Below are 14,738 nucleotides of genomic sequence, written 5' to 3'. Positions count from 1 at the left end.
ATTCATAAGTTATCAGTAAACTAATTATACCACTTAACTAATGAGCTATTTTTAAATATTAATAGTTATCTCTAAAGCTGAAGCCTTGGGTTATTTCAAAACAATTACTATCTTTTATGATTATGTTAATGGCTGCTCATGTTGTTTTTCCTAATGATACAACGACACACCTCGAGCTCTCTGAATTAAAAAAAGATTATCAGAAAGTAACATGATTAAAAATGATCATAAAGATACACTTAACCACTACATACAAATACAAAGTAATGCATTTAAAATTCAATAACGTAAACAATTATGTTATGATGAACTAAATAGATTGATCGATATATTTAAACGCTCTTTAGTTATCTTCTTAACTATAGTCCTTATTGCAACTTCACTGATTTTTTCAAGTCTTTTATATCTTATGGAATATTTCTCAAGAAAGACAGCAATAATATCTAACCCCACAACCAACTATTATCTAGATTAAGCCTTAGGCAAGTAAGGAGAATAAAATATAGTCACTTAGCTGCAAACACTAAATGTAGCCTAGGTTATATGAATTATGTATCTCTAGATCAAGCTATAAGCGAGTTGCGTGTTTAGTTAAAATTTAGTACGAATTAGGTATATTATTAAAACCTATTACCTGAAGTAACGAATATTGCCTAAGAAATTAATTTCCAAAACTTGGATCTCATATCTACTGTGGACTATTAAATAAGAAAACATAATGGCATGAAAGCAATACACATGCATGATGATTAGTTCTTTTGCTTAACGACACGTTAACCTAATTAATTGAGAACATCATATGATATTACTGTCTTGATGATAATCTAACTATTTCTAATTATCAGTAATAGTGTACATTTAAATATCTTTGCACGAAAAACAATTATAGTTATAAATCCAATCGATGAAACATGGTTTAATTATACGAGAATTTCTATAATAACGCTCTACTTATAAAGATGTTTTATACAGTGATCTCACTGCTATTATGAGAGTTATTGCTTTAGAAGTTATCTGATACTATAACACCGTAGCCCATATTTTTGATACGAAATACTATATTAACACGCTGATATGAAAAGAGTCATTGCTGGTAATTTTAATTTCTGCTATAATTATTGAAATTGCAGTATAAATTATTAACACTCAAGACTCGTGTGACGTTTACCCTTGAATCACATCTAAATGCATCAGAAATACAATGTATATTCTTATTCAAGATACATATCATGAAAATTTTTATATATACAATATATCCGAGATTGACCTATTCTGAACTGTACAAGTTTAATTGATTAAATCTATTAAAATTAATATAGTCATACTAATCACATTTATGTATTACTATCAAATTAATTTCTTTTCTGTTATTTCCAAAGAGGATTTTAATGACTAAAACTATACAATCATTAGTATTTGTTCCGAAAGGAAGTATTGAAGCTTATATACAAATTGCAAATTCTTATCCTATCCTTACTGCTGAAGAAGAAAAAAAACTTGCTGAACGCCTGCATTACAACAGTGATTTAGATGCAGCAAAGTTTCTTATTCTATCGCATTTACGTTTTGTGATTCATGTAGCTCGCAGCTATGCTGGTTATGGCCTACCGCAAGCTGACTTAATTCAAGAAGGTAATATTGGGTTAATGAAAGCCGTGCGCCGTTTTAAAGCTGAAGTTGATGTCCGTTTAGTTTCTTTTGCTGTTCATTGGATTAAAGCTGAAATTCATGAATATGTTTTACGTAATTGGCGCATTGTTAAAGTTGCCACAACCAAATCTCAACGTAAATTATTTTTTAATCTAAGAAAAAATAAAAAACGTCTTGGATGGTTTAATCAAGATGAAGTAGATATAGTTGCTCGAGAGTTAGGAGTAAGCACAAAAGATGTACGTGAAATGGAATCACGAATGGCTGCTCAGGATATGGCATTTGATATATCTGATAATGATGATTCTAATGAGTTCAGCCAATCGGTTTCTCCAGTGTTATTTTTACAAGATAAGTCGTCTGATTTTGCAGATTTTATTGAAGAAAATAACTGGGAAAATTATGCAACAGATCGTCTTACAAACGCTCTGAATTCTCTTGATCATCGTAGTCAAGATATCATTCGTTCGCGTTGGCTTGATGAGAACAGTAAAACTACGCTCCAAGCGTTAGCAGATAAGTACAAAGTTTCTGCTGAACGAATTCGACAACTTGAAAAAAATGCTATGAAAAAATTGCGCGTAGCAATGGAAAAAAGCAAATAAAATTATTTTTATATCACACAAGGATTAGCGACATTAATTATAATATATCTATTAAAATAGATACATCCAGATACGTAAAATAAAATATTGTATGTATATAAAGATTTATCCTTTTGTATCTTAAATACATACGACATATTTTCTGAAATATACAATCTACTGATTAAAAATAATCTACACAAAATTGAAATCCTTTACGTCATAAATTTTAAAATAGATGTACATAAAGTGCATATTAAATCACTTAGTGTGATTGATAAATTTTATCAATTGTAAACATGTTTTTCTAAGACTTTATATTCAATCTAACAGCACTATTCTAATTATCTTAATCTTATAATGAAAAATATATTAAATACAATAATAATCTTATCTAATAATAGAGATTTATTGATTCTATTTACATTGTATGCACTTCAAGTTCTTTTTCTATTTTTCTGTATTGTATATATCTTATATTAAGTAAAATTCACAATATGTAATAAATAAATGCATTATATTTTTTTCTAAACATTTTATAAACTAAAAATCCTAATATTTATTTTAAAAGTTTTAGTGATACTTTTTATTTATAAAAATAGAAGAATCATCTTAAGGATATTTGAGATAACGTACTATCAAATTAATTAACATTTCTTCATGGTTATTGATATGTATTTTATGACGAAAATGAACAAATTATTAAAATCTGTTTCAGAAATTTTCTCATAAACTTTTCCGCTTTATAATCTATTTTCATTGTATTTTATCTAGTTTTTTTTAATTTAAGGCATGATTAATTAACAAGATTTATTTAAAAATAACAATAAAATTAAGATGCTTTATCTATTTCATCTTTTATTTTTAATTACCCTGATATACGCAGTAATCTATAATTAGTATTTGTATTTTAGAAAGAAAGTTTCTATATAACTTCGTTTTCCTTTATCACTTATATTCATTTAAATATAATTAAAACATACAATTAGTATTGCGTCAAACAATATTGAATCACACTTAGTTTATTATTCTGCTTATTGTATAATAATCTAACATATTAATTTTCTATTCACCATATTTATGTTGTTTAATATTATGGATGTATAACATTATTAAATACAGAATACAATATTGAGTGTTATCACTAATAAATATAATAATTTACTACAAAGCGAATATGTGCATTCAGAGCTATTAAAGAGAACAATAAAATTAAAAAAAATTAAAAAATAAATAAGATATTATTAGTAATATATAGTTCGGTCGTATTAGTTTTATTAAAATAAATATAAAAATTAAAATTACAATAGTTTTAATACTATAATCAAGCTGCGTTACTTGCTATAGAATATGAAAAGCATGCATAAATATCATATCATTTCACATCTTATCTTTTAAAGAAGATAGAAAATAGTGTACAGTTATTTTAGTTAAATATGATCACACTATTTTACCCACAAAGTCATCATAATTTCTAATAAAATAACTAATAATAATATTAACTGTCTAATTAAATACCTTTAAAATTGATTAATGAAAATATTATCGTAAACATACGACTAGTAACAACGAATATGATTTTAACTAAACGTCATGAATGAGTAGCTATGCCACACCACAAACGTTTACCCAGGTTTAACATCTAGTATAATAAAATTATATTATCAAAAAAAATTCAACCGAAACGTGGTAGTGTAATACATGATAAACTGTAGTAATAATTCAAGGTTGTTACGTTCAACACATACAAAGTTAAATAAAAGAAAGTGTAAGGAAATAATATGTAAAAAGTAATTATAGGTAATAAAACTTCTATCAAATCTGAGTTAATCTTAAAAAATAAAATATCGATTTTATATGCTTCAAAGGTTATTATCCAAAATAGTCACATGTTGTATGCAGAGATATAACTTAATTTCAATATTCATCTTCTTAAACCAGCAATTATACAATAACACTGTGATAGTAAATATTAATGGTAAGTACGCATTTTCTGATATGTTAGGAAGATAAAAATAACATCACGACCTAGTTACGAGAATAAAAATGTCATCCAAAAGATTTTTTTATTTAAACTCTTTATGCCATAAAGTAGGGATTGATAAAAGTTATAAAGTATACAGACGCATTGGGGCTGAAAATTTATCTAAATTTAATCTCGTTTAGTAAGCGCGATTATAAAAATATTAACTTTGGAACCTCATAACCACCCTACAGGTTTTGAATTTAATGTATTCTAATATCATGGATATAATACATTATTCCGTGAAATAGTCGTCATTATTGAAGTGATGAAATAAATCTATAGTAAACTTAGTTCTTCTAGGAAGTTTTTTGTATTAAAAGACTGTAGCATAAAAGGATAGTTATATGTCAAATCAAATGCTTTATTTTATTCAACATGTGATTGATGGTTTCACTTTAGGTAGCACTTATGCATTAATTGCCATTGGTTATAGTATGGTGTATGGCATTCTTGGTATGATTAACTTTGCACACGGTGAAGTGTATATGATTGGTAGCTATATCTCTTTTATTGTGATTGCTGGATTAATGATGCTAGGTGTTGATGTGACGTGGATCCTTATCACTGCAGCCTTAATATCTTCAATTGTAGTTGCTAGTTTTTATGGCTGGAGTATCGAACGTATTGCTTATCGACCAGTGCGTCAATCTAAAAAATTAATTGCTCTAATTTCAGCAATCGGGGTATCAATTTTCCTGCAGAATTATGTCAGCCTTTTACAAGGATGCAGTGATCTGAGATTGGAAAATTTGATAACTGGTCAATGGATTCTCGGTGAAAGTGATGGTTTTAAAGCTACAATCACTAAAATTCAGCTAACGATTTGGGTCGTCACTTTTCTTTCTATGTTGGTATTAACACTATTTATTCGCTATTCAAAAATAGGAAGAGCTTGTCGTGCCTGTGCAGAAAATTTAAAGATGGTGAATTTGCTTGGTATTAATACAGACCGTATAATCTCATTAAGTTTTATAATTGGTGCAACAATGGCAGCAGTTGCAGCTGTCTTACTAGGACAATTTTATAACGTTATTAACCCTTATATTGGTTTTATGGCAGGAATGAAAGCTTTCACTGCAGCAGTACTTGGGGGAATTGGCAGCATACCAGGTGCAATGTTAGGTGGATTAATTTTAGGTGTTACTGAAGCTATGACATCCGCTTACTTAAGCGAAGAATATAAAGATGTCGTATCATTTTGTGTATTAATAGGCATGTTATCGATCATGCCAACTGGTATTTTTGGACGTCAGGAGGTTGAAAAAGTATGAGAAAAAAACATTGGATTAATGCTATTATTACCTCTATTGTTTATTTTATTCTTGTAATCTTTATCATGGGGTTACAATTAAGATCAGATGATACAAAATTAATCGTCTCCAGTGCCGATGCTGTTCGATGGAATTTAATTTTTTTAGGTGTAGTAGTTGTATTTATTTTTCAACTAGTGAACCCATTACTTTTTTATATATGGAATAATGCACGAAAAAAATTTTGGATAACACCTCTTTTTGATAGATCAACCTTTAAAATCAAAGAACTAACAATTTTAGTTATTATTTTTGCAATTCTTTTTCCATTCATAGTTTCTCCTAGTAGCTTAGACATAATAACACTCACGTTGATTTATATAATGCTCGGACTTGGTTTAAACGTAGTGGTCGGACTATCAGGATTATTAGTATTAGGATATGCCGGTTTTTATGCTATTGGTGCTTATACTTTTGCATTGTTAAATCATTATTATGGATTTAGTTTTTGGGAAAGTTTTCCAATAGTAGGATTCACTGCCGGACTTGCAGGATGTCTTTTGGGTTTACTAGTTCTTCGACTACGAGGTGACTACTTAGCCATTGTAACATTAGGCTTCGGTGAAATTGTGCGCATTCTACTACTTAATAATACAAATATCACAAATGGGTCAAATGGAATTAATCAATTACCCACACCTACATTTTTTGGATTAGATTTTGGGTATACAGAGAAAACAGGGTGGGATACTTTTCATCATTTTTTTAATATAAATTACAACCAAAATCATAAAATTATTTTTGTTTATTTTATGACTTTTCTACTTGTAATATTAACTGTATTTATTATTAATCGGCTATTACATATGCCATTGGGTCGTGCATGGGAAGCTCTAAGAGAGGATGAAATCGCTTGTCGCTCTCTTGGTTTATCACCAATACGTATTAAATTAACTGCCTTTATCATTAGCTCAGTTATTGCAGGTTTTGCAGGAATGTTATTTGCATCTCATCAAGGTTGTATTAATCCAGAATATTTTACCTTTTCTGAATCAGCATTCATATTAGCTATTGTTGTTCTTGGTGGTATGAAGGGCTCGCAAACATCAGTAATTATATCTGCTACTGTATTAGTAATATCAAGAGAAATGATACGCGATCTTAATGGATATAGTATGCTAATACTAGGTGTGCTAATGGTTCTTATAATGATTTTTTTTCCTCAAGGCTTATTTCCAATAAAACGTCGTCAGATAAAGTTAAATAAGATACTTCCACTAAAAGATCAATTAAATAAAAGTAAGCTCAACCAATAATGTATTTATTATCATTTCATGCTTTAGAGTAAAATTGAGTAGTTACTGGTGGTGAATAGTTTTTGGATTCACTGTCAATCAAAATAACATTACTTGATTGATGATCTCTACTACAGTAAAAAAATAATTTCAATATTTCATTACTCTATACAGGAACAAATTAATCAACAGGCAAAATGTATACTATGAAAATATTAGAACACTAATCAACAACAGATAATTATTAACCTAAGGAATAATTCTTATTTTAGTACATAACTTACTTACAGAGATAATGATAATTAACAACTAATTAGTAATTTAGTCTTCTCACTTTTAGATAGCTCTCTAAAATGACTAAAACAGTAAATGTATAGCATTTTTTACTCTTAACTATATATAACTAGATTGTAATTAGCAGTGTTAATTGCACATTGCTTATTCATATGATAGAATGCAAGGTAAGTTATTCATACTTTTATAAAGTAACTTCTAGACTACATTTTAAAAATTAATAACTGCCATGAAAATAAAATATTAAATCTATATTCTCTTATTAGCTTTTTATTTTATATTATTAAATATAATACTTAATAAGTAATATAAATTTCTAAAAATCATAATACTATATATATGATACGTTAAGCTAAATCTATCAGAACATTAATATGATTACTGTTCTTTTTACAAAAATATGATAATGTAAAAATTTAAATAAATGTATCTAAACTATAGAAAAAACACTTTCTTAGATATACTCAATACAAAAAAGAAAAATTTAATCTAAATTAATAATTAAAGTATCGTGAAAAAAATTTTTTTAACTTAAAAAGATAAATGTTATATTGTAATTTATATTAAACGACTAAAAAACGATAACATTATGCATGAAAATACTATTATTTATACTAAATATTAAGGTATATTCTACGTATAATAGTTAAAAACTATTTAGTATCAGCTATTTCTTTCAACCTCTAGAAACATCAAAAAAAATAATAAAATATATATGAATTTTTTATCTTAACATTGATCTCTCTGATCTCTTTAGCCTAAGATGCTGAAGGATTGTATTAATACACAAAAGTAGATATTTAACATAGACGGAGTATTAAATAAATCAAACAGCATTGATTCTTTCTTGATAAATACTATTGAAAGTCATAGCGTGATTATCATTATAAAAATTTTCTATTACTTAACAAATGTTAGTAGTAGAAAATACTATCGTCTCTCTAAAGAAAAAATACATTAGGAACTAAATATTATCAATTATAGTTATTATATATATACTTAACATAAAATTTTCTATATTAGAATAAGAATATAAATATTCAGGTAGTACTAAAAATCAAGAGATTCATAATGTTTATTGAAGATAATGATAATCTAATAAATAGAAAAATATTACTAAGCTCAGTTATAGTAACTTTTTAAATATACAATTATGTTTTATAAATATAAGTATTGATTAATACACTAAAGTTAAACTATATAAATATAGTATATAAAATATTAATATCATAGGTTAAAATTATGATTCTAAAATAAAATATTCTTAGAAAAGTAATTTTTAATATAAAATTAAAAATAATGTATATTTTATATAAAATATTGTCATATTATAAAAAATTTATCATTTATTAAAATATATCATTAAATTAATAAATAAGTTTTTTAATTTCTATAAAATATAGATAAATGAATAATATTAGATAAAATATTTATAATTCTCACAAATTTTACAGTATCAACAAATCACTTCACTTAATTGTTTTATATATTTAAAATAACATTTCAGTTATTAACTTTTCATATTAATAAAATATTAACACTATTAAATCACTTCAAAGAAAACTTTCTGTAATTTTATCAAACAATAAATTTTCCTTACACGATATACTTGTTGTATTAAATTGAATGCTTAAGTTATCTGTATAATTTCCTGATATTTTCTGCCAAAATAATTCAAAATAATGACTAAAGTAACGCTTGTTTTAATGTTTTTAGAAGATTATTATATTTCTAGATATATTAATACACGTTATAAATTTATAATTTTTTATTAAATAATTTTTGCTCTTCTGTAATAATTGCATAGAATACAATCTGCCTAATCTTTCAAAATTAACTTAACAATAAAATAAAATATTCGTTTCAAATACTCATGTATGTTTTATCATAAAAGAGTAGAAATACGTGTAAATCACTTTAAAAAACTAAAAACTAAGTTAGTGATATAGTAAGAATATAAATTTTATTAGATATTAGATATTATAAATGTTTAATATTAAAAATAAAAAAAACTAATTAATACGTAAAAAATATGAACTCATTTAAGAGTTATACTAATTAATATGTTAAACTTAAAACATTTTACCTAATACACAATATGTCATAATATAAATAAGATAGCGCAATAACGACAGATTATTCCTAATGATATTGCACGACTGTAACAATATGATTACATATTTATCAAAAAACAATATATTAAAATATAATGTACAACTAAAACTAAAAAGATAATCTTTTTATATATTAATATTGTATTTTCATTGAGTAATGTCATTATTATAAAATAAAAACGTTTCCATCAAAATAAATATATTTATAAAATAACTTATCATAAACCTAAATAATAAAATTAGTTTCTTAACAAATGACTAAAAAACATTTTAAATTTTTATTTCTTCCTTAACTCATTACAATTAATGTTAAAACATACTTCTAATACTGTACACTATAAGTGTAGCTATTCTTAACTCAATTAATTTACTATATACAATTAGAACACAGTTACATATAATTAAAATTCAATGACGTGTCACATGATAATATCAAATATTCCTTTCGTTACTGAGATACTATTAAATTGTTTAGTATAGTCTCTATAGTATTCAAAACTTAAATATGATTATCAAAATCTAAATTACAAAAAATTATTCTATTACCAAGTGCATATGTTTAAATGCAGTAATATTAAATTTATTTACAGTAATACACAAGATATCATATAATCTACGTAATAAAATTTAAAAATAATCATAAAATAAATAAAATGCTATTTATTAGAAAAATTTTTATACCTGCATATAAAAACTATAATCAACACTACATTAAAAAGATAAAATAAGCACACATTGATTCTTTATCTTCAATATACTTGAGAAAAGAATTTCAATTTTATTTGATTATTATTCACAATAACCAACCAAATTTCTCAAGAGTTAGATCTATAATTTTAGAATGATCATATTGATTTAGTTACTTATTTCTACATAAGTCATAATAACTTAAAAGCTATATCTAAAAAGGATAGTCAGCTAAATATACATCAGCTATATGTTGAATATCTACATAAGGTTAACAAAAAAGAAGACTCGAACAGCAATATTTCTTGATATTATGAATATTATATGATATATCATTCAAAAAAAGAGAAATTAAAATACAAAAGATCAATAAATATCACCTTAACAAAATTTTAAAACTAAATATCTCAATATCATTGATAAAATTAATTAGATAAAATTATTAATTATCTTTAAAAATATTCATCTATATCAATTGTGATCTACTGAACATGGATCATAATATCAATAAAAAGATTATTGTTCGTTTACTTAAAGTATAACAATGAAATATGTTCTGATTTTTTTCGTCTACACTATTAAAATCTCTAATCTTTACAGTTTTGTATAATATTCCTTGCTAATAAAACATTTTATCAATCCCATGCTATGACTTCTCATATCAATATAGTTATTGACTATATCTAATACTTAATAATAATTATCCAAAATTTAATATACTGAAATATTATTTTAGATTTTATTAAATAACTCTTTACTAAATTATTGATCAATAATACTACTTATAAGTAGCGGTTCAATATGCGTTATAAATTATAACATAACTCCATAGTTTATATATCTCAGTAACTATTGTTATTGTTTTATGACCCATAAAAAACAATAAAACATACTAAGATACATGGTATGTGATAAACTATTTTTTTAGATACGTTTATATTGATAAGCATATAGCTTATTCTCAGATGCGTTTATTTATCTTGTATCTTATTAAAAATCTTTTTTAATAATATCCAAGCAATAAATGCAGATATATAAACTACAGATTAGTATTTAAAAAACTTCTCATTATATTTCTATATTCTGAAATATTTTCACTAATAAAGTAATCAACGCTAGAGAGCAAATGAATATTGTAAATATTTGATTAATATTAGTATTTTAGGGTACATATTTATATTCTCAAACTTTACAGATAAATAATTACAAACTACTTGTAAACTTTCTAAAATAAACCCTGAATGGAATGTCATTTTATTTTCACTATTATTTTCACAAACTTAACAATCTTTTTATTACTTATCTTATAAAGTTTAAGATTAATAATATTAAATACTCTTCTTAAAAAGTTACTCAAAATAACATTATCTAATATTTACAGAGCATAAAAATATAAAATTACCTAATATACATATATATCGGCATATATACGCTCTTATTTTTCTAGAAAACAGAAATGAAGATTTCTTGAAATATTTTACCTATGTCACTATTATAAAATTTTTTTTGTTTTCAGAATGCTGCATAGAAATAATTAACTTTGACAAAATTTAAATAAACTTTAACATCAGTTGAATTATAGACACATTATCAATTATAAGTTATTTTTTTAATATATAATATAAAACATCATTAATCTTTCTATTATATGAAAGATAAAGTATATTAATTAACGTGGATCAATCATATACTTAAAATTCATACACAAAATACTATAGCTATGATGATATTTATATCTCTAACCATTAGATAAAGTGTTTTATTAGTTTCTAGCATGCTATAATATATAATCTTACAATATTAAGACGCATATAGTATTTAATCAATACATAAGTCGAATCATTACAGTAAGAACTCTTATCTAACTCTCAATATGAGAAGCATCACATTGTCAATTTTCGTATTTTTATTTTAAACTTATAGGAATTAATCATGGTTCTAGTAACGCGTCACGCGCCTGACTTTACTGCCTCTGCTGTTTTAAGTAACGGTGAAATTGTTGATAATTTTAATTTCAAAAACTATTTACACGGTCAACCAGGTGTAATTTTTTTCTGGCCGATGAATTTCACTTTTGTATGTCCTTCAGAATTAATCGCGTTTAATCATCGTTATAAAGAATTTAAAAAACGCAATGTTAAAATTGTAGGCGTCTCTCTTGACTCGCAATTTGTTCACAATGCATGGCGTAACACTCCGATAGATCACGGTGGTATTAGTGTAGTTCAATATCCAATGGTTGCTGATATTAAACGTGAAATTATTAAATCTTATGGTATCGAACACCCAGAACTAGGTGTTGCTCTGCGCGCTTCTTTCCTCATTGATAAGACCGGCATTATTCGTCACCAAGTTGTTAATGACTTACCACTGGGTCGTAATATCGATGAAATGTTGAGGATGGTAGACGCGCTACAATTTTACGAAGAGTATGGTGATGTTTGTCCTGCTCAGTGGGAAAAAGGTAAAGAAGCTATTAATGCCTCTCCTCAAGGTATTGCTAAATTCCTCACAAAAAATGCAGCTACTTTATAATTAGAACTTTTACTTTTTTAATCTGCCGACATAAGATACACATCTTGTGTCGGCTATTTTATTTTCAATAATTCTTTATATCAATCATTGACTTATTGATTAGTTTCCTTTTCTTGATCTATTTAGATAGTGGTTCACTAGAAACTTTCTAATAAATATCAAATATTTAACGGATTCTGATTTTTATTAAAATATTTATCTTTCACTTTTTGAAACATCAAAGTTATTTTAACATATCATTATATTTTATTAATTTTACCCCAATAACATGTTCTCTTTTTAGATAAAAAAAGAAAAAAGTTAAATTAATAAAAGATAGGTATTTAAATAACTTTCATCGTTTTTTTATATAGTCAAATGTTCAGGACAACGAAAGCAACGTTCAACGAGTTAACATACTTAAAAGATCTTACATGAATATATATGCAGTAAATTTTCTGATCTCAATAATTGAATGTGCTATAGAACATATCAAAAATAAAAAATTTTTAATCATCTCAACGCTATCTAATAAAGATATCTTATAGCAGTGCAGGTATTTTGATATAAACAGTCATACAGAGACTGTTTATTTATATATTTTCCTATTATTACGGAAAACTGATCAAATTAACCGATACAGCGTTCTTATAGTAAAATATTATTAAATTTTGAAAATTTTTGACTTCACTCATAATTTTTAGAAATTGTACTGACTTTTATTAATGCTATAAACACTTTATATATCAACAATGTATTAAAGCATTATTAACGTTCTAAAATCTAATATGAATTTTATTAATCACGTTTTATATCTTTACTACAATAAATTGATTTCTACTTCTCAAATAGTGTATTACAATACTTTTGCATTGTTACACACAATACTTTTTTCAAAAAAATCACTAAAAAGACATTGGCCAATATAACGTAAGATCTATTAAAAAATTCAAAATACACAATGCAATTTATAAACATTCACATTTCTTAAAGATTTATAAAATGTGAATGCTTAAAAAATTTACTTTTAAAACATTTTTTCATTATATCAGTATTAGTAGATTTTGTTATTTTTATAAGATATATAAAATAATTCCAAACGAGCTATTTTTCTCTTTCGCTCTCCTTGTACTACTTATTAATAATCTATCATTAATTGGTATCTAAATGCTTTTGGTAAAGAGTATCTTCCTCTACAACTAAAACGATACACTATTGATAAAATTATTAAATTTATAATAACTACTTTTGTAATATGGTGGACAAAATAGTTATACTCAATATATTGTAACTTTAATTATTATTCAGTAGTGTAAAAACACAATCAGTTTCAGCAAGATTTTTAAAGTTAGATTCTAATAAAATTATATTCTTTACTAACATTGCAATAAAAATATTCAGACCAAATCTTATATTCTGACAATTTTCTAGATAAATAATAACAGTTACACAAGTGACTGTTATATATTAAGATATAGTTGATATTATTAAACTCTACCAATCAACGATTTCATTGTAAATAATACACACTCATTGTATAATATTAAATACTATAATTAGTGAACAATTTTCCATTTACTAATTCCAAATAAACTGTTCCATTAATGATCAATTGATTAAAATTAATACAATAATAAAGTTCTAAAGAATAATACTTGTCTTCAAAGAATTAGCTATTAAGATAGTCAGATATGTTTATATCATATACTGTTTCTAGTGGTATATTACCAATATAAATAAAATAATCTTCGCTAAGTTAGCAATATCAACTCTAGTCCAGAAAAATATGTATGCATGAAATTAAGATACTGCTTATTCTTAGAATAAATAAAATTTTCATAACTGAATTCACCTGAATATACAATTTTAAACTTGTTTACACTTTAATATTTAGATACTGCACCCTGAGAATAAAAATGGTTTAGACAAACAATTTCATCTTATCCTACTATAACTAAAAGTTTTTCAATATATAAATCTACATTCTCTTTTAAGAATCATTCAGAATTCAGTATGTATTTTTAAAAAAAATTACTATACCACAATATATTATAACACTTATTATTATACATTTTCTAAGTTCAGAAGACTTTTTATAAATAAATAAAATAAAAATGATTGTATTAGATTTATATATCTCACTTTAATTAATTTTAAAAAAATTAAAAGTATATAAAATTATAAAATCTTAGTTCCTACTACGAGGATATAATTAAGCTAAAAAAACGTTAAAATTAAAAATAATAGCATTATTGTCTAGAGATTGTTTTATTATATTTAATTCGTATTTTAATTGTTTTTAAGTAACATACAAATTATGAAAT

At 24.9% G+C, this 14,738-nt stretch carries 4 protein-coding genes; all 4 read left to right on the top strand.

Going from position 1 to position 14,738, the window contains the following annotated elements:
- Positions 1-1,388 precede the first annotated feature (1,388 nt).
- A complete protein-coding gene (gene rpoH / locus GFV14_RS00460; protein WP_457914395.1) occupies positions 1,389-2,255 on the top strand; it encodes an RNA polymerase sigma factor RpoH in 867 nt (288 codons plus the stop codon).
- A 2,349-nt stretch (positions 2,256-4,604) separates the two neighbouring features.
- On the top strand, positions 4,605-5,531 hold the full coding sequence (gene livH / locus GFV14_RS00455) for a high-affinity branched-chain amino acid ABC transporter permease LivH (protein WP_457914394.1): 927 nt from the start codon (positions 4,605-4,607) through the stop codon (positions 5,529-5,531).
- Positions 5,528-6,826 (top strand): high-affinity branched-chain amino acid ABC transporter permease LivM, encoded by a 1,299-nt coding sequence (gene livM / locus GFV14_RS00450; protein ID WP_457914393.1) that lies wholly within the window; start codon positions 5,528-5,530, stop codon positions 6,824-6,826. The genes livH and livM overlap by 4 nt, the downstream gene beginning before the upstream one ends.
- Before the next feature lie 5,006 nt (positions 6,827-11,832).
- Entirely contained in the window at positions 11,833-12,435 is a 603-nt protein-coding gene (locus GFV14_RS00445; protein WP_457914392.1) for a peroxiredoxin C, read from the top strand.
- Positions 12,436-14,738: the final 2,303 nt, after the last annotated feature.

Origin of the sequence: Candidatus Hartigia pinicola, from assembly GCA_020541205.1 — a bacterium.
GTDB lineage: Bacteria > Pseudomonadota > Gammaproteobacteria > Enterobacterales > Enterobacteriaceae > Hartigia > Hartigia pinicola.
This window is presented reverse-complemented; position numbering and strand designations above follow the sequence as displayed.